Origin of the sequence: Sulfurimonas sp. (genome assembly GCF_050296975.1) — a bacterium.
In the GTDB taxonomy this organism is placed as follows: domain Bacteria; phylum Campylobacterota; class Campylobacteria; order Campylobacterales; family Sulfurimonadaceae; genus Sulfurimonas.
Genome location: NZ_JBNKRX010000022.1, coordinates 25,475 through 43,324, shown reverse-complemented (window position 1 = coordinate 43,324; position 17,850 = coordinate 25,475). Strand labels below are relative to the sequence as shown.

The following is a 17,850-nucleotide window of genomic DNA, read 5'->3' as shown; positions in this document are numbered from 1 at the left end:
GTTGGTATCTTCACTCTTGTTGGTACTGTTATCGTTTACTATATCGCTTCTGCAATCACTGGCGGTGGTAGAGTTGATGAAGAAACTGAACAACTTGGTCTTGATGAAGCTGTTCATGGTGAAAAAGTTTTAAACGTATAATAGAGTTGATTTAAACCATAAAAATGGTTACAATTTTAAAATTAAAATCGAGGGGAGTAAATCCCTCGATAAGAAATGAATGGAGTTTTTAGATATGAAAAGAGTAGAAGCGGTTATAAAACCATTTAAATTAGAAGATGTAAAAGATGCACTAGCAGAGATCGGTGTAACAGGTATGACTGTAAGTGAAGTAAAAGGTTACGGTCGTCAAAAAGGTCACTCTGAACTTTACCGTGGTGCTGAGTATGTAGTAGATTTTTTACCAAAAATCAAAATGGAGATGGTTGTAACTGACGAGATGGTTGAACAAACTGTAAATACAATTGTTGAAGCTGCTCGTACAGGTAAAATCGGTGATGGTAAAATCTTTGTTAGCGATGTAGATAAAATTATCCGTATCCGTACTGGTGAAGAAGATAACGAAGCTATCTAAAGTAGCAGTTATTTTAACTTTTCCATGCATATGCATTTCGCATATGCAAAAACCTTTCCATACGAAATAATTTTAATAAAAATCCAATCTTCTTTTAGATAAAATTCCCTTTACACTTCAAAAAAAGGGTTTGTATGTCAGAACTTGATATAAAGTATATAATAGATACTTTCTTCGCACTTTTCTCAATGGTTTTAATTATATTTATGGTTCCAGGCTTTGCTATGCTAGAAGCTGGACTTGTAAGAACTAAAAATGTTTCATCAGTACTTACAGTAAATACTATGATATATGCAGTAGCTTCTATAATGTTTCTTTTAGTAGGGTATACGATTGCATTTGGATCATGGGAAAATACATCTATGAGTATCTGGGCTGCGTTTTTATTTCAAATGGCTTTTGTTGGAAAAACTGTAAATATTATGAGTGGAGGGGTAAGTGAGCGAGTTCGCATAATCCCTTTAATGTTTTTTACAGTCATTATGGGTGGATTTATCTATCCATTTATAGTAAATATCAGTTGGGGAGCTGATGTTCTGGCTGATACATTTTTAGATATAAATATGTATGATTTAGCGGGTTCTACAGTTATACATTCAACTGGTGGTTGGGCACTTTTAGCCGCTATCATGATAATGGGTCCTCGTCGTGGAAGATATAAAGATGGAAAGATTCACGTTGTTCCTGCTTCAAATATTCCATTGGTAGTACTTGGAGCTATGCTACTTTGGATAGGTTGGTTTGGATTTAATGGTGGAAGTGTTGGATCGATATCTAGTGTAGAGAATGCGGACACTGTTGCAAAAACTATTATGAATACTAACACAGCAGGTTTGGCTGGGGCGATAATTGCTGGTATAATTATGTACTTTAGATATAAACTTTTAGATATTACTATGATTTTAAATGGGGCTCTTGGTGGACTTGTAGCGATTACTGCTGGACCAGACCTTTATGATATGTATACACCAATCTTAATTGGTGCAATTGGTGGAGCATTAGTTGTTTTTGCAGTACCTGTGTTTGATAAATTTGAACTCGATGATCCTGTTGGTGCACTTTCAGTTCACTTGGTAAATGGTATCTGGGGAACTTTAGCTGTAGGTTTATTTGTGTCTGAGAAAGTAAAAGCTTTACATGAAATTACATTCTTTGGACAACTTAAAGGTGTAGCTGTTGTAGCTATATTTGTCTTTACAGTTTCATATACAGTACTGTTTGTTATAAATAAAGTTGTAAAATTTAGAGCTGATGATGAAGCACAAATAGAGGGGTTAGATGTACAAGAAGTGGGTGTTGAAGCTTATCCAGAATTTAAACGCGCTATTTAAGTTTAGATATTCCAATTCCCTTATTTTGTCACTGTTGATACATAGTGTATTGGCAGCGGCAATTTTTTTCTCCTATAAAGCGATAGCCGCTTACTCCAATAATGAACAACATCTTTGTGCATGTTGTACTACTACAATTAACCTCAGTACTGTAAAAATAGAAAAACCTGTCGTAAAACCTCAAAAAGAGATTGTAAAAACTGTTGAACAAGTTAAAAAACCTGTACAAAAAAAGATAAAAGAGCCAATCGTTACACCTAAAGTTACCAAGCAAAAAAGTGTAGAGAAAAAAGAGGTCATAGAGCAAAAGGTTGTAGTGCAAAAAGAGGAAATAAACACAACAAAACCCGTGGTGCAAAATATAGTACAAAAAGATGATGTCGATACTGAATGCGAAACAGAAGTTATCGTTCAAAAATCACCCGAGGAGTTAAGTGACAAATATCTCTCTTTACATGTAAGTGAGATCGTAGCACTTTTAAAAGAGAATTTTTACTACCCTAGACGAGCAAGAAAACAAGGTATTGAAGGGGTTGTAACTGTCAAATTTACACTCTCAAAAGATGCAAAAATCTCCAATATAGAGGTACTTGATAGCAAATATGAAATTCTTTCAAATGCAGCAGTTGAAACTATCCAAAGTCTAGAAGATAAACTTCCAAAACCTGATGAAGAACTTACTTTAACAATTCCGATAGATTATAGTTTGAAATAAAATAAAAAGTTGGTGACCCCAAGGAGACTCGAACTCCTGTAACATGGATGAAAACCATGGATCCTAACCGCTAGACGATGGGGCCACTTTTTGTGGTTGATAATTAAATTTGTATGCTGTTATCACAATCGAACTAGTACGATGAGCTTTACACTGAGTAAAACCTAGTGTTAACGTAGTAAAACGGGCTTTTGCTCGTTTTGCGTACAAAATAAATGGTGTCCTGTGATGGATTCGAACCATCGGCCACATCATTAAAAGTGACGTGCTCTACCAGCTGAGCTAACAAGACATTTTGTTTCTCTTATTTAAGAGGCTGGAATTATAGACAAAAAGAACGCATATGTCAAGAGTTTTCAAAGAAAATAGCGATTTTTCTTTAGAAGATTATTTTAGAGAAAATTAAACTATATTTAACTACAATCATTTCACAAAGGGGCATGAATGAAAAAGAGTTTTTTAGTTGCTATACTTATAGTACTCACTTTCACTAGTTGTGCACAAAGAGTTGGTATAAAAGCACTTGAACCAGCAGAGGTAGATAGAATCTCTCAAACAAAAAAAATAACAGTTACTTACTTCGATAATGATCGTGTAGGTTTATCTGATAAGGTTGAGGCAAAATTAGCAGGGTTTCAGCTTGACAATAAAAAATATTTTACAATTGTAAGTAGAAAAGATTTTGACAACATTATAAGTGAGCAAAAACTTCAAAACAGTGGTTTAGTTGATCCAAAAGATGCTGTAAAAATTGGAAATATCATAGGGGCTCAAGCGATCATATCTGGGCATGTTAGTTCTCCATCCATCCAAGATAGTCGTTTTTATGAACAGCGTGTTAGATGTGCAAACTCAAAATGTACAGAGTTGTCGTACTATAATGTTAGTTGTATGAAAAGAGTCTCTAGTCTCTCAGCAGATATACGAGTGATTGATGTAACAAAAGGGGATGTGATTTATGCAGACACACTTACTCGCTCAAGTACAGACAAACATTGTATAGATGATTCTCGTGTATTACCGTCACGTGAAATGGCTGGGCAATATCTAGCAAATGCGATAGCTGATAGCTTTACATATAAACTCACCCCTCACTATAAACAGTTTGATGTAGCACTTTTAGAAAAACCAGATATTGATTATACAGATCGAGATGAGCAGCTTTTGAAAGTTTCATTAACATATATAGAACAAGGAAGATATGACAAAGCAGAAAAACTTTTGATGGATTTAGTTGATGCAACTGCACAAAAAAGTTATGTACCTTTTTATAATTTGGGTGTTATCAAAGAGGCACAAGGGAACTATGATGAAGCAAAAGAGTACTATGGATATGCAGATAATCTAATGATAGAACCAGTTGAAGAGATCAATAATGCAGTAGTGAGAATAGAGAGTTTAATTGAGAAACGTAAACGAACAATGGAGCAGATAAATAGATGAGTAAAGTGATAGTTTCAGTTTTTATACTAGTTGGAATTTTATTGAGTGGATGTGGATCATCAACACAACTAGAGGTAGCTCCCCTAAGCCAAGAACTTCCAGCATGGTATCAAACACCTCCACTTTCAAATACTTCAACACTCTATGCGATGGGTGAAGGAAAAGATAAAAAAGAAGCGCTCACAAATGCACTTAGTTATATGGCTTCAACTTTAAGTGTCTCAATCTCTTCAACATACAGAGCAAAAACAACTGTCAAAGAGGGGAGTATAAACTCCCAAGAGGGTGAGTATAATTCTGATGTATCTTCAGATGTAAAAGAGATACGAATCAGTAACTATGAAGTGATTCAAGCTCAAAGTTTAGGATTTAAAAAGTATGCAGTTTTAATCCGTTCGGATAAATCTAAACTTTTTACAAGTTTACAACAAGAGTTAGAGCAACGCATCTCTTTATTGCATTCAAAACAGAGAAGTTTAAGTGCAGACGCATTAACAAAATATCTTTTTTACAAAGAACAAAAAAAAGAGTTTGAAGATGTACCAAACACTTTAGTAGTTATGAAGGAGTTGAATGCTCGATTTGATTCAAGTAAGTACTTACAAGCTCTGAGTGAAATAGATAAAAATTACAAGTATTACCAATCAAACATCAGTTTTTCTGTAAGCTCGAACGTTCAAAATCTAAATACTCCTATAGAAAAAGCGTTAAGTGAAAAAAGTTTTCATATCAGTAGTAGTGGGAAGATGCACTATAAAGTAGTTATAGATACAGCTGTGAGTAAAGCAAATGCTTATGGTTTTACGTTAGCACGTGCAGAATTACATATAATGACAAAAAATTCTAAAGGGGTAAACATAGCTTCAAATGTACTTCATTTAGTAGGGCAATCTTCACAAGGATATGAAGTTGCTAGACAAGATTTAGTGCGTCAATTAAATGAGAAAATTCAAAAAGATGGAATTGATAAGGTTTTAAACCTCAATATTTAAATATTGTTTACCACAAATAACTATACTTACACTAGTTTATAAATAGTAATAGGTGAAACTATGATAAGTAAAATAGAAGAAGTAAAAAAAGAGGTTGCAAAAGTTGTAGTTGGTCAAGAAAAAATGATCGACTCACTTTTGATTGCACTTTTATGTGAAGGGCATATCTTAATCGAGGGTGTCCCTGGTCTTGCAAAAACTACAACTGTAAATGCATTGTCAAAAGCTTTAGGGCTTAACTTTAAACGTGCACAGTTTACTCCAGACTTGTTGCCATCAGATATCTTAGGTGCTGAGATATATGATCCACAAAACAATCAGTTTAAAATCAAAAAAGGTCCAATCTTTACAAACCTTTTACTTGCCGATGAGATCAACCGTGCTCCAGCAAAAGTACAATCAGCTCTGCTTGAAGTGATGCAAGAAAAGCAAGTAACTATCGGTGATACATCGTTTAAACTTGATTTGCCATTTTTTGTAATGGCTACACAAAATCCTGTTGAGCAAGAAGGTGTATACCAGCTTCCAGAAGCACAACTTGATCGTTTTATGTTAAAACTTGTAGTGGGATATAATACAAAAGAGGAAGAACTAGAGATAGCAAGACGCATCTCAAGTGGAAACTTTGAAACTATACAAGCTGTTTTAAATAAAGATGATATCACAACTATTAAAGAAGCTATAAAAGCTGTACATGTTGATGAAGAGGTTGAGAAGTATATGATCGAGCTTATCTCAGCAACAAGAGAGCCAGAGAGTTATGGTTTAGCTGAGATAAAAGATTTTATCCAATTTGGTGCATCTCCTCGTGTGAGTATCGATATGTTTAAAGCGGTAAAAGCGATGGCATTTATGCGTGGTAAAGATTATGTTACACCTGTTGATGTCGCGTACATCGTAAAAGAGTTGATGCGTCATCGTATAGTGCTTACGTATGAAGCAGAAGCAGATGGTATTACAACGGATGAGATTATCCAAAAAGTGCTTGAGATTGTTCCTATTCCGTAGTTAAGGTGCTCATTTGTCAAAGTTACAAAAAATCCTAGTAAAAGCTCGTCGTCAAGTGTTTTCAGAGATGGTTGGAAACAATCCATCTATCTTTCAAGGCGAGGGGTATGATTTTATAGAATTGCGTGAGTATATGGCTGGAGATGATATACGTCATATTGACTGGAATATCACAGCAAAGATGCAGCGTCCTTATATCAAAATCTTTCGTGAAGAGCGAGAGCTTAATGTCGTAGTAGCTACGATGCTCAATGGAAGTATCTATTTTGGTTCAAAAAGATTTAAACAAGATGTAATCGCTGAACTTGTAGCAATGCTTAGTTTTTCAGTGATAAAAAACGGCGATCTATTAAGTACTTATAACTTTAGTGATCGACTTATTTCACACCTAAAGCCAAGTAAAAAACTCTACCAAGTACATCGTGCAGTTGAAGAGATTTTAGAGTTCGATCCATTAAACCATCAAGCAGATTATAAAAATCTCTCAGATACTTTATTTAAAAGGCTCAAAAGAAAGTCTCTCATAGTAGTTATAGGTGATTTTTTTGAACTGCCTGATTTTAGGATATTGGCAAAAAAACATGAAGTTATCGCTTTGATAGTGAGAGATCATTTAGAAGAACACCCACCTCACATGGGTTTTGCCTCTTTGGTTGATCCAGAGAGTGGGGCTGTATTAGAGGGTGATTTTAATAACGCTAGTGTGAAAGAATATGCAAAAAAAGTACATCTACACGATAGAAAACTTTATGAAACACTGAGAAAACAGCAAGTGAGATTTACAAAAGTATATACAAATGAGAGTGTTGGTGTTGCACTTAGACGTGTATTTGAGGGTAGATAGATGGATATAAACAATACAAATGAGATACCTCTACACGACATAAAACCTTTGATGGAGGTTCAAGAGTACTCTTTTTATTATTTTTTAGCGATTGTAATTGCTGTAACAGTTATTGTTATAGGGGTTTTATACCTTTTATATAGATACTTTAAAGAGCGAAAAAGATATAACAAAAGAAAAGACTATCTTGCTCGATTAAAAGATTTAGATATGCATGATACTAAGCAATCAGCGTATGATTTAACAATGTATGGAGCAGTATTTAAGGACGACACTCCAAGACATCTCAAACATTATGAACTTATGGTTGAAAAACTACAAGCGTACAAATATAAAAAGAGTGTAGAGGCATTTGATGCAGATACTCTTAGACAGATAGATGTATATAAGGGAATATTAGATGTTTGATCTTTTTAGTGGTCTGTATTTTGAATTTCCTAAAATAGCATTTGTAATCTTTTTTTATATAGCGTGTGAAACGCTTTGTAAAATGAGATTACCCTCTATCTATTTCCCGCATTCAGCACAGTTTATACACAACTCCATAAGTGCTTCAAAGTTATTGTTTTTACTAAAGTGGCTTGGAATTGTGATGATGATTTTGGCTTTGATGTCTCCAGTTAAAGATGAACCTTATGAATTAAAACCTAAAAAAGGGTATGAGATAGTGCTTATTTTAGATGCTTCTGAGTCTATGGCACAACGTGGTTTTGATATGTTAAACCCAGGAGCGAGTCGTTTTGATGTTGTGAAAAATATAGTAAAAGATTTTGTTCAAAAACGTCAAAATGACAACATGGGATTGGTTGTTTTTGGGCAGTACTCTTTTATAGCTTCCCCACTTACGTATGATAAAAATATCCTTTCTTCATTAGTTTCACAACTTCATGAGGGGATAGCCGGAAAGTATACAGCTCTTTATGAGGGACTTGCTCAAGGTGTAAATCTTTTAAAACATAGTGATTCTAAAACAAAGATAGCGATTCTTTTAACAGATGGTTACTCAACACAAGGGATCGATAAAATACCACTAGATGTTGCTCTTGATATGGCTAAAAAAGAGCATGTAAAAGTGTACCCGATAGGGATAGGTGCACCAAATGAGTATAACCGTGCAGTTTTATCGAAAATAGCACAAGATACAAATGGGACAGCATATGGAGCTTCCAATGCTTCACAACTTAAAGAGATATATGAAAAGATAGATAAACAAGAAAAATCGGAGATAAAAAATGAGACATTTAGTTATAAACAATACTACTTTTTTTATCCACTTTTTATAGCACTTATCTCTTTAATGTTGTATGTATACTTAAGAAATAAACGAGGAGGTATGTGATGAGTTTTTTACACCCTGAATTTTTATACTTAATGCTTCCTATAATCTTTATACTTTTTGCACTTTTACTTACACAAAAAGAGAACCAAGCAAGTTTCTTTTCCGATGAGGTGATGGAAAAGTTACGTGTGAGTGCAAATACACTCAGCTTACAAGCACGAAATGCGCTGTTTTTTTTAATGGCAATTTTAATGGTATTAGCACTCTCAGGACCTGTTATAAAAGATAAAGAGATTGAGATACAAGCAAAAAGTGCAGATATTATCATCGCCCTTGATATTTCAGACTCTATGTTAGCTGAGGATTTATATCCAAATAGGTTACAACTTGCAAAACATAAGGCTTTAGAGCTTTTAAAACTCTCCCCAAGTGAGCGTTTGGGTGTTGTAGCGTATGCAAAGAATTCTTACCTTGTTTCACCTCTAAGTTTAGACCATGATGTAGTTGCATTTTTACTCGATAAGCTTGATACAAACTCCATCACAGAAAAAGGGACAAATCTGCTCTCAATGTTGGAAGTTGTAAAAAACGGCATACAAAGTGAAGGAAAAAAGTACCTTTTAGTACTTAGTGATGGTGGTGATAATGATGATTTTTCAAAAGAGATAGCCTATGCCAAAGAGAATAACATAGCAGTTTTTGTTTTAGGTGTGGCGACTAAACAAGGTGCACCTATACGGGAAGAAAGTGGGGAGTTTATAAAACAAAACGGCAAAATAATCATCTCAAAACTCAATGAAAATATCTCTGAGTTAGCTGTAAAAACTGGTGGTGTGTATATACAAGCTGTAAACTCCAACGAGGACATCACAGCAATGTTACATGAGATAGAATCAGTTGCACAAAAAAAAGAGCGAAAATCTAAAAAAATTACAAAATATATACCACTGTTTTATTATCCATTAGGTCTTGCTATGTTGATATTTTTAATAGCAACCTCTTCAATGAGTAAACGAAAAAAAGTTGAAGTTCCAGCTTCGATCATTTTAGTTTTATCTTTGATGAATGGGGTGAATCTCAAAGCTGGTGTTTTAGATTTTGTTGATCTCAATAATGCAAAAACTGCTTATGAAAAAGGGGAGTTTGAAAAAGCACAGGATGTGTACAAAGAGTATGCAAAACAACATAAAAATGATGCAAGTTATTATAATAGTGCAAACTCTTTGTATAAACAAAAAGAGTATAAAAAAGCGATATCTCAGTATAAAAAAGCTCATTTTTCAGATAAAAAACAAGAAGCAAGTAAACTAGCAAATATTGGAAATTCATATGCAAAAATGGGTGATGAAAAAAGTTTGCAAAGTGCTATAGAATCGTATGAAAACTCATTGAAACTTAAAGAAGATAAAGATACACGAGAGAATCTTGAAGCAGTAAAAAAAGCACTTAAGAAAAAGCAACAACAGCAAAAAGATAATAAAGACGACCAGAAAAACGATAAAAATCAAGATAAAAACAAAGACCAAAAGAAACAAAATAAAGATCAAAAAGAGCAACAAAAACAAGATAAAAAAGATCAGCAAAATCAAAACTCTCAAGATCAAAATCAGCAAAATAACGACCAACAACAAAAAAATAAAGAGCAAAACCAACAAAAACAAAACCAAGAAAAAGATAATGAGCAAAGCCAAAAACAAAAAGAGCAAGAGCAACAAAATAAAGAAAATAAAGAGGAAAAATTGGATGCACAACAAAATGGAGCTATGCAACAACAAAAAGCAAAAATGAGTGATGCTGAAGAGAAAAAATGGCTTAAAGCACTCAATCAAAAACAAAAAACTTTTTTATATCAACTAAATCAAGATCAACAAATCCAAAGGAGTCAAGATGAAAAACCTTGGTAAATTTTTTATATTTTTTATATTTTTAACAACGACACTTTTTGCAGGAGTAAAAGCAGAACTCTCCCCTGATGTTGCAACAATGGGGGATGTAGTTTCATACTCTTTAAAAGTGGATGGTTCAGATGTTTCTGCCCCTTCACTTTATCAACTCTGTGGACAAAATATCATCTCCAGTGGTTCACGAACAAATATTGAAATGATAGGGAGTGACTACAAAAAAACAAAAACATTTGTGTATCAGTTTGTCGCACAAAAAAGTTGTACAATTGAACCCGTTGCACTTACTATAGATGGTAAAACTGTAAAATCAAATAGTGTTTCACTTACAGTTGAAAAACAAACACAAAAAGCGGGACAACCATTTTTTCTTAGTTATGATATCTCAAAAACTGATCCCTATGTAGGAGAAAGTGTAAAATTAACACTGACACTTAGACAAAGAAAAGATGTTTCTGTAATTGATAATAAATTTATCCCATCAGATTTTAAAGGCTTTTGGAAAAAATCTGAATCAAAACCAAAACAAGAGAGTGATGGAGCATATGTGGTTACAAAAGTTGAATATACACTTACACCACAACGAGAGGGTAATCTCACAATTACACCAGCTGAGCTTAGAGTTGCATCAAGGGTAAATGCAAGTGGCTGGAGTCCCTCATTTATGCCGCAAGTTCAATGGAAAAGTTACTTTTCAAATGAGCTCAATATAGATGTAAAACCACTTCCAAATAATGCAAAGTTTATAGGTGATTTTACCATTGATGCAAAAGCTGATAAAACAACAACCAATCCTAATGAAGCAGTAAACGTTGTTGTAAGTGTAAAAGGGAGTGGTAATTTAGAGGATATTGAGAGTTTTAAACCACATATTGATGGTGTCAATGTTTTTGATGAAAAGATTGAGATAAATGATGATGTATTGACGCAAAAACTTGTTTTTGTGGGCGATCATGATTTTACAATCGAACCATTTGTTTTGACATATTTTGATACCAAAACAAAACAACTCAAACGTATTCAAACAGAAGCTATAGATATCACGCTCAAAGGTTCAGCTGTAAAACCACAGCAACCTCTAACAATCAAAAAAGATGAAACACCACAAGTGCAAAAATCTGAGCAAAAAGATGAGATTAAACAAGAAACAAGTACAAATGTATTGTATATAGTATTTGCTTTATTTGTAGGGATATTTATAGGTGTGAGCATCATGTTACTTAAAGATAAAACATTTACAAATTCAGAAAAAAAAGTCTCTATCAAAGATGAAAAGCTCCTACTTATGAAACTTTTACCTTACAAAGAGCGTGATAGCGAGATCAAGAAAATTGTTGAAACTTTAGAGAAAAATCTTTATACAAGTGAAAAAGAGGAGATAGATAAAAAGAGATTAAAAGAGTTACTTAAAAAGTACAATATCACTTAAAGATATTGTAGAGTTTATTTCCATCTGACATCTCTTTATGAACAGCATCCCACTCTTCATTTTCGATAGCTGTTTTCATATTTGATAGCTCTTTTTCAAAAAGATTGATTGCTTCAAGAATATTTGTCTTATTTTGTTTAAAGACATCTCCCCACATATTTGGTGAACTTTTTGCCAAACGACTCATGGAGCGAAATCCCCCAGCCGCAAGTGCTAAAATGTTATGTTTATTTTCTTGTTTCATAACGGTATTTGCTAAAGAGTAAGCGATGGCATGGGGCATATGAGAGATAAAAGCAGCATGGCGATCGTGTTCACGTGCTTTCATAAAATGTTTTTTCATCCCTATCGCTTTAAAGATTTTTCTAGCAACTTGTGCTTGAAGTTCTCCACTCTCTTCTAAATTGCAAAGTACTACAACTTGATCTTCATATAAACCTTCGATTGCAGCTTGTGGACCATAGTTTTCTGTTCCAGCCATTGGATGTGCTGCAACAAAATTTTTCCGAATTTCAGCAGGAACAGAATTTACGATTTTTTCTTTAGTACTTCCAAGATCGATGATTGTAGTGTTTTCATTTACATCTTTTAAATCTTCTAATGCACGGATAATCCCATTTACTGGAATAGCCAAAAAGATAACATCAACTTTTTTTACCTCGTCTAGGGAAACTATCTCGTGAACTAAATTAAGTTCTTTTGCTACTTTTTGGTGCTCATTATTGTGGTCATAACCTACAACCTTATCTACAAAGTCTAATTTTTGTAAACTTAGTGCAAGTGAACCACCCATTAGACCTAAACCAATTATTGCGATATTCATAGTTACATTCTTTATATTTTGTTTTTTTTGTAAATTATACTGAATTTACTTAATATTAACCTCAAAATAGGTAAAATCTACTCCAATTTTATATATGGAATTTTAATGAAAATATTTTTATCGGTCTTATTTGTAGTTTTCACATCTTCGCTTTATGCGGAGGTAGTGAAGTCAATCAACTTTCATGGAATGGTACATATTTCCGAGAATGTTGCTTTAAGAATGTTAGACTTTGACAAAGGTGATAACATCGATGTGAAAACGATTGATAAATCGATAAAAACTTTTTTTAAACAGGGTTACTTTAATGATGTCTGGGCAGAGTTTGAAAATGGAAACTTAGACTATTATTTTAAAGAAAAAGCTATTATCTCAAAAGTTGAACTTAAAGGCTACAAAGAGAATGATGAAGATTTTAAAGATGGTGTAATCCAGATTAAAAAGGGGACACTTTACGATGAAAAGAAGATTGAAGCTGCAAAACGTCGTATAGTTGATGCAATCGCTGCAGAGGGGAAAATGGACTCTGTTGTAGAAGTTGAAACTACTTATTTAGAAAATGGAAGTATTCAGGTCACTTTTTTAGTTAATGAGGGTGAAGAGATCATCATCGATAGTTTAAAATACAACGGTGTTTATGGTTTAGATAGTGATGATTTTGATGATGTTATCGCAAATAAAGAGCATCAATTTATGGGGTGGTTCTGGGGTCGAAATGATGGAAAAATGAGTCTAAGAGACCTAGAATATGATAATCTAAGAATTCGTGATTTTTATATGCAAAATGGTTATTTGGATGCAAAAATTGATGAACCATTTGTACGCGTCAATTTTGATAGTTATCAAGCAGATATGTCTTATCAAGTTGTAGAGGGTGAGCAGTATACTATCTCAAAAATCTCTATACATCAAACAAAAGAAGTTGTTACAGATGAAAAAATTCGTGAACTTTTGACACTTAAAGAGGATGAAGTTTTTAATATTAAAACTTTTAGAGAAGATGCAGAAAAGATCAAAACACTCATTGCAGATCAATCGTATGCGTATGTGCAAGTAGTACCAGATTTAAGAAAAAATAAGGATGATAAAACTGTTGAAGTTATTTTTCAAATTAAGCCAGGGAATAAGGTAAAGATTAGAAATGTAACTATTTCAGGAAATACACGCACACTTGATAGAATAGTGCGTCGTGAGCTTTTCCTTGGACCAAATGATATGTATTCTTTAACAGATTTAAAAGATTCAAGAAATGCAATAGGGCGTTTAGGATACTTTGATAGTACAACAATAGAAGAGAAAAGAGTTGACAATGAGTCAATGGATTTAATCGTTAAAGTAAAAGAAGCTCCAACTGGAAATATTCAAGTTGGTGGTGGATATGGTTCTTATGGTGGATTGCTTGTAAGTATTGGTGTTAGTGATAGAAATATTTGGGGAAGTGGAATTAATGTTGGTGTAAAAGCTGAAAAATCACAAACAAGCAAAAATATCTCTCTAAGTCTTTCAAATCCAAGACTCAATGATAGTGACTTTTCTGGAAATATGTCTATTTTTCATTCATCATACGACTATAACGATTATACAGTTACAACTGATGGTGCTTCTGTTGGAATGGGGCATAGATTTACAAGATATGTAAGTGGATATATAGGGTATGGTTACTCAAAAAACTCTTACTCTTTTGGTAGTGATTTTAATACATCTCTTTACCCATCGTACTATTTTGAAGAGTATTCAAAATCTGGTGTCACAGTAAGTGCTAAATGGGACAATACTGATGATTATTATCTTCCAAGAACTGGATTTGAACTTTCACAAAGCTTTGAAAAAACAGGTATTGGAGCAGATGCAAACTTCTTAAAATCTAGAACTAATTTTGCTATCTATAGAGGTCTTGATGAGTTTGTAGGATTTGATGCAATTTTCAGATATAAAGCAAGATTTTATAATATCATAGATACAGGTTATGTCCCACTAGCTGAAAAGTTTTATATGGGTGGTATAGGAAGTGTAAGAGGGTATGAATCCTATTCACTTTCGCCAACTATCTCAGATTCAACCGCTACAGATGGCATAAGAAGAATTGGTGGTACGCAAACATTTTCTAACTCTTTAGAGGTGAGTTTTCCACTTGTTCCAAAAGCAAAAATGCGTTTAGTTACTTATCTTGACTGGGGATTTATAACTGATACAATTTCTGAAACTACACTTTTAGACAACAATATTGCACGTGCTGGATATGGAGCAGGGATTGAGTGGTTTAGTCCAGTTGGACCTATTCAGTTGATGTTCGCAAGACCTATAAACCCACAAACGAATGATAAAACATCAACATTTGAATTTACAATGGGACAAAGATTTTAAGAGTTAAAAACGACCTGAAAATCTTTTAAACATTGTAGCTTTGCTATACTCTCTTTAGCCAAGTAAAGATTACTTTGGCTTTTCACTTCTAAAATACCATTCTTAAATGAAAGTTCAAGATCGATATTTCTAGGTCTATGATTTAAAAGTGTGATACCTAAAGAGAGGATAAAACTCAGTGAATTAACAACACTCTCTTGAGGTAAAAGTCTTTGGTATTTTTCCAGATGTGATTTTGCAGGGAGTTTGTTTTTTGCATACTTCATCAGTGTAGAGATAAGTGTAATATCTTGATGTGTGAAGCCATACTCTAAAGCAGTTTGTGCTATATAATAACTATGTTTATTTTGTGAATAAAAGTGGATATTACTTCCAGATGGGTAAAGTTTTGCTGCAATCGTAAGTTGTTGTTTAAAAGAGCTATCTAGTCCAAAATACTCTTGTGTTATACTAAAAAGATGTTTTGTTAATGTAGCTAGATTGTTTGAGAAATGTTTATCGCTTAAATGTGCATCAAGAATATAGCGAACAGAAGTATTGTAGTTGGCTGGAAATTGATCTTTTGAACTTCTAAGAAGATCAGCTAAATAAACACCTTCTCTAACTCCTACACCACTTGTAATGAATTTATCAATAGCAAACTTTGAGATAATCATCTTTAAAATTAGTGCACCAGGTTTAATAACATCAAATCTATTGTTGTCAATATACAAATCAGATAATTTTTGTTCATCAGCTTTTAAAATATTTTCTAGGTATGGAATAAAAACTTCTTGTGTTGTTTCAAAAGCATGGAGTTTTTTAAGTGGATAGCTTTGAGATTTTTGGATGGCAGATGATATAGCTCTATATGTCCCCCCAATTCCAATAAGGGTAGATATCTCTTTTGAAGGAATTTTTTGCAACTCTTTTTTTATATACTCTTTTGCACCTTTGAGATCATCTTTATCAAAAAAGAGTTCCTTCAAGCGAACAGTTCCTAGTTTTAGAGATTGTGTATGTGAAACATTATTTGCATCTATGAAGGTGATCTCAGTTGATCCACCACCAATATCTATACTCATTGCGTCTGATTGTTTTGGAAGAAGGTTTGCACAAGCAATTGCGCCAAAATAAGCCTCTCTTTCTCCAGAGATTATTTTGATATTTAATTTAAGTGTATTTCTAACACGCTGGATAAACTCTTGCCTATTGGGGGCATCTCGAAGTGCAGAAGTAGCTACACATAAGACCTTTTTGACTTTAAAAGATTCTGATATCTTTAAAAAGTTTTCAAGTGCATCAAAAGTTCGTTGCATTGGAATCTCTTGAAGAACTCCATCGTGTTGATATGCACTTTCTGAGATTCTTACTTTTGATTTTTCTTCATGAAGTAGGTGGAATGCAAAACGGGAAGTTTTTTCATAGATAACCATTCTAACGGAGTTAGAACCAATATCTATCACAGAAACTCGTTTTGCCAATGTTTGTTACTCTTCTAGGTCTAAATTTTTATATTTAAATTGTAATTCCGCAATTGTTTCTACGTTATCTTTATCAGGAATAATACAATCAACTGGACAAACAGAGATACAAGCAGGTTCATCATATACACCTACACACTCAGTACATCTGTCTGGATCAATAAAATAGATTGGATCGCCTTCTTCTATAGCTATTGTTGGACACTCTTCACGACAAGCATCACATGCTATACATTCGTCATCAATTAATAAAGCCATTTTTAAAAACCTTATAGTGTATTAGTTTAATTTATGTGTTCGATTTATAACAAAATAAACCTTTATTAAATTTGAAAGTAATCAACTTCTTGTCAGAAGTCAAATCATTTTTGAGGAAGTATACAAGATAATTGAGAATTGATTTGTAAACAAGCTCTTGTCCCATCGATCCCATCATCTCTATTTGTGAGATTAATTCTAGCTCCCAAAGCATCTGCAGCACTTTTGGCTAAAAAGAGTCCAAGTCCTACACCACTTTTATTTCCTTGGCGTTTAAATGGAGCAAAAAGGTCAACACTTTCATCGATCCCACATCCTTCATCGATCACTTCAATTAAAAGTCCAAAGTCATCTTGAGAACTTTGTAAAATCACTTTTTTATCTTCAGGGGTAAATTTAAGAGCATTTTGTAAAAAGTTTTGAATAATTTGATTTAAAAGTCCCACTTGAAGTGTTGCCATAAAAACATCTGGTGTAAAATTTATCTCTAAGGTTTTACCTTCATTTTCTGCAAGTAGTTTAAAATCATTTGCTTTTTGTTTGAGAAAACTAATCACATCAACTTGTTGTGGTTTATCAAGTTGTGCACCCTCTTGGCGACCTATATTTAAGATATTTGAGACAATTATATTCATCTCATCAACAGTTTTATTTGTTGTATTGATTGCTTCTATATACTCCTCAACTGAACGTTTTTTAATGAGTGTTACTTGATTTTTGAGCTTAATGACAGCAAGAGGAGTTTTAAGCTCATGCGCAGTACCAATAAAAAGCTCTTTTTGATATTTTACAAAGTTTTGAATTCTTGCTATTAGGTGGTTGATAGTTCTTGCAAGTGGTGCAAACTCTTGTGGAATCTCATCCATTTGAATAGGACGCATAAGATGTTCATTCATATTAGCCAAATCATGACTGAGTTGTTTAATAGGTGTTACAAGCATTTTTGACAAGGTAATTGCATAAAGAATTACAAGTAAAAAACCAACAATATTGATGATAAAAATGTAGTTTAATATCTTCTTTAAAAGGTGTTTTGTTGGTGAGATATCTTTTATAAGTTTTAAATAGACATCATTTTTAGAATCAAACGGATAGATAAGCGTTAAATATGTTTTTTTATTTTCAGTTTTTTCATACACCTCAATATGCTCAGTATCTGATACTAAAGAGATAACTTCGATACTTAAAGATAAAAAGTTATCTGGCAATTCACCAAAATCATAAACAGCTTTGTAATTAGAGATGTTTTGTGCATAATGGATAAGTTCATCTTTTTTTTCATCATAAATTGACTTTTCAATATAAAAATATAAAAGTGATGAAAAAATAAATATAAGTGAAGCTGAGGAGATTAAAAGTTGAAATAAGAAGTTTTTTCTTATACTTTGTTGGCGTGACATTGTAGATAATCTCCCAAAAAATTTAG

Annotated in this window: 16 protein-coding genes, 2 tRNA genes and 1 pseudogene; 13 read left to right on the top strand and 6 right to left on the bottom strand. The window is 33.2% G+C overall.

Annotated features, from left to right (window positions below; translation table 11 throughout):
* From ACQY56_RS06230 to ACQY56_RS06215, 4 genes and pseudogenes are all read left to right on the top strand, one after another.
* Positions 1–141: pseudogene (locus ACQY56_RS06230) on the top strand (ammonium transporter); the annotation flags it as partial.
* Between the two features lie 94 nt (positions 142–235).
* Entirely contained in the window at positions 236–574 is a 339-nt protein-coding gene (locus tag ACQY56_RS06225; RefSeq protein ID WP_428739219.1) for a P-II family nitrogen regulator, read from the top strand.
* Positions 575–708: 134 nt separating this feature from the next.
* On the top strand, positions 709–1,905 hold the full coding sequence (locus ACQY56_RS06220) for an ammonium transporter (protein ID WP_428739218.1): 1,197 nt from the start codon (positions 709–711) through the stop codon (positions 1,903–1,905).
* A gap of 49 nt (positions 1,906–1,954) precedes the next feature.
* Positions 1,955–2,620: a TonB family protein gene (locus ACQY56_RS06215; RefSeq protein WP_428739217.1), complete on the top strand. Its 666-nt coding sequence runs from the start codon at positions 1,955–1,957 to the stop codon at positions 2,618–2,620.
* Positions 2,621–2,630: 10 nt separating this feature from the next.
* Here the strand turns inward: ACQY56_RS06215 and ACQY56_RS06210 are convergent.
* Together ACQY56_RS06210 and ACQY56_RS06205 are read right to left on the bottom strand one after the other, a co-directional pair.
* A tRNA-Glu gene (locus ACQY56_RS06210) sits at positions 2,631–2,705 on the bottom strand.
* A 131-nt stretch (positions 2,706–2,836) separates the two neighbouring features.
* A tRNA-Lys gene (locus ACQY56_RS06205) sits at positions 2,837–2,912 on the bottom strand.
* Between the two features lie 152 nt (positions 2,913–3,064).
* Here ACQY56_RS06205 and ACQY56_RS06200 point away from each other — a divergent pair.
* From ACQY56_RS06200 to ACQY56_RS06165, 8 genes are read left to right on the top strand one after another with little or no spacing between them, the layout of a single operon-like run.
* Positions 3,065–4,063: a CsgG/HfaB family protein gene (locus ACQY56_RS06200; RefSeq protein ID WP_428739216.1), complete on the top strand. Its 999-nt coding sequence runs from the start codon at positions 3,065–3,067 to the stop codon at positions 4,061–4,063.
* Entirely contained in the window at positions 4,060–5,055 is a 996-nt protein-coding gene (locus ACQY56_RS06195; RefSeq protein ID WP_428739215.1) for an LPP20 family lipoprotein, read from the top strand. The genes ACQY56_RS06200 and ACQY56_RS06195 overlap by 4 nt, the downstream gene beginning before the upstream one ends.
* A gap of 60 nt (positions 5,056–5,115) precedes the next feature.
* The gene (locus ACQY56_RS06190; RefSeq protein WP_428739214.1) at positions 5,116–6,063 is read left to right on the top strand and encodes an AAA family ATPase; all 948 of its coding nucleotides are present in this window, start codon (positions 5,116–5,118) and stop codon (positions 6,061–6,063) included.
* A gap of 13 nt (positions 6,064–6,076) precedes the next feature.
* Positions 6,077–6,907: a DUF58 domain-containing protein gene (locus ACQY56_RS06185; RefSeq protein WP_428739213.1), complete on the top strand. Its 831-nt coding sequence runs from the start codon at positions 6,077–6,079 to the stop codon at positions 6,905–6,907.
* Entirely contained in the window at positions 6,908–7,315 is a 408-nt protein-coding gene (locus ACQY56_RS06180; protein ID WP_428739212.1) for a hypothetical protein, read from the top strand.
* Positions 7,308–8,246, top strand: a complete 939-nt coding sequence (locus tag ACQY56_RS06175) for a vWA domain-containing protein (RefSeq protein WP_428739211.1) — start codon at positions 7,308–7,310, stop codon at positions 8,244–8,246. Before ACQY56_RS06180 ends, ACQY56_RS06175 begins: the two co-directional genes overlap by 8 nt.
* Complete coding sequence (locus ACQY56_RS06170) at positions 8,246–10,090, top strand: VWA domain-containing protein (RefSeq protein WP_428739210.1); 1,845 nt, start codon at positions 8,246–8,248, stop codon at positions 10,088–10,090. Before ACQY56_RS06175 ends, ACQY56_RS06170 begins: the two co-directional genes overlap by 1 nt.
* Positions 10,074–11,516: a BatD family protein gene (locus ACQY56_RS06165; protein ID WP_428739209.1), complete on the top strand. Its 1,443-nt coding sequence runs from the start codon at positions 10,074–10,076 to the stop codon at positions 11,514–11,516. Before ACQY56_RS06170 ends, ACQY56_RS06165 begins: the two co-directional genes overlap by 17 nt.
* Here ACQY56_RS06165 and ACQY56_RS06160 read toward each other — a convergent pair.
* The gene (locus ACQY56_RS06160; RefSeq protein ID WP_428739208.1) at positions 11,509–12,339 is read right to left on the bottom strand and encodes a prephenate dehydrogenase; all 831 of its coding nucleotides are present in this window, start codon (positions 12,337–12,339) and stop codon (positions 11,509–11,511) included. The two genes, ACQY56_RS06165 and ACQY56_RS06160, sit on opposite strands and share 8 nt — an antisense overlap.
* A 105-nt stretch (positions 12,340–12,444) precedes the next feature.
* Between ACQY56_RS06160 and bamA the strand changes: the two genes are divergently transcribed.
* Positions 12,445–14,703, top strand: coding sequence for an outer membrane protein assembly factor BamA (gene bamA / locus ACQY56_RS06155; RefSeq protein ID WP_428739207.1), 2,259 nt, complete (start codon positions 12,445–12,447; stop codon positions 14,701–14,703).
* Here the strand turns inward: bamA and ACQY56_RS06150 are convergent.
* The 3 genes from ACQY56_RS06150 to ACQY56_RS06140 all read right to left on the bottom strand — a co-directional run bounded on the left by ACQY56_RS06150 (position 14,700) and on the right by ACQY56_RS06140 (position 17,824).
* The gene (locus tag ACQY56_RS06150; protein WP_428739206.1) at positions 14,700–16,166 is read right to left on the bottom strand and encodes a Ppx/GppA phosphatase family protein; all 1,467 of its coding nucleotides are present in this window, start codon (positions 16,164–16,166) and stop codon (positions 14,700–14,702) included. The genes bamA and ACQY56_RS06150 overlap by 4 nt on opposite strands.
* 6 nt (positions 16,167–16,172) lie before the next feature.
* Entirely contained in the window at positions 16,173–16,424 is a 252-nt protein-coding gene (locus ACQY56_RS06145; protein WP_428739205.1) for a YfhL family 4Fe-4S dicluster ferredoxin, read from the bottom strand.
* Positions 16,425–16,528: 104 nt separating this feature from the next.
* Positions 16,529–17,824 carry a sensor histidine kinase gene (locus tag ACQY56_RS06140; RefSeq protein WP_428739204.1) on the bottom strand — a complete coding sequence of 432 codons (1,296 nt, stop codon included), beginning with the start codon at positions 17,822–17,824 and terminating at the stop codon, positions 16,529–16,531.
* Positions 17,825–17,850 lie beyond the last annotated feature (26 nt).

What these genes read in the sequence shown, in the direction of transcription:
- ACQY56_RS06225 (WP_428739219.1), top strand. Translation starts at nt 236, where the DNA reads ATGAAAAGAGTAGAAGCGGTTATAAAACCATTTAAATTAGAAGATGTA.
- ACQY56_RS06220 (WP_428739218.1), top strand. Translation starts at nt 709, where the DNA reads ATGTCAGAACTTGATATAAAGTATATAATAGATACTTTCTTCGCACTT.
- ACQY56_RS06200 (WP_428739216.1), top strand. Translation starts at nt 3,065, where the DNA reads ATGAAAAAGAGTTTTTTAGTTGCTATACTTATAGTACTCACTTTCACT.
- ACQY56_RS06195 (WP_428739215.1), top strand. Translation starts at nt 4,060, where the DNA reads ATGAGTAAAGTGATAGTTTCAGTTTTTATACTAGTTGGAATTTTATTG.
- ACQY56_RS06190 (WP_428739214.1), top strand. Translation starts at nt 5,116, where the DNA reads ATGATAAGTAAAATAGAAGAAGTAAAAAAAGAGGTTGCAAAAGTTGTA.
- ACQY56_RS06180 (WP_428739212.1), top strand. Translation starts at nt 6,908, where the DNA reads ATGGATATAAACAATACAAATGAGATACCTCTACACGACATAAAACCT.
- ACQY56_RS06175 (WP_428739211.1), top strand. Translation starts at nt 7,308, where the DNA reads ATGTTTGATCTTTTTAGTGGTCTGTATTTTGAATTTCCTAAAATAGCA.
- ACQY56_RS06170 (WP_428739210.1), top strand. Translation starts at nt 8,246, where the DNA reads ATGAGTTTTTTACACCCTGAATTTTTATACTTAATGCTTCCTATAATC.
- ACQY56_RS06165 (WP_428739209.1), top strand. Translation starts at nt 10,074, where the DNA reads ATGAAAAACCTTGGTAAATTTTTTATATTTTTTATATTTTTAACAACG.
- ACQY56_RS06160 (WP_428739208.1), bottom strand. Translation starts at nt 12,339, where the DNA reads ATGAATATCGCAATAATTGGTTTAGGTCTAATGGGTGGTTCACTTGCA.
- bamA (WP_428739207.1), top strand. Translation starts at nt 12,445, where the DNA reads ATGAAAATATTTTTATCGGTCTTATTTGTAGTTTTCACATCTTCGCTT.
- ACQY56_RS06145 (WP_428739205.1), bottom strand. Translation starts at nt 16,424, where the DNA reads ATGGCTTTATTAATTGATGACGAATGTATAGCATGTGATGCTTGTCGT.
- ACQY56_RS06140 (WP_428739204.1), bottom strand. Translation starts at nt 17,824, where the DNA reads ATGTCACGCCAACAAAGTATAAGAAAAAACTTCTTATTTCAACTTTTA.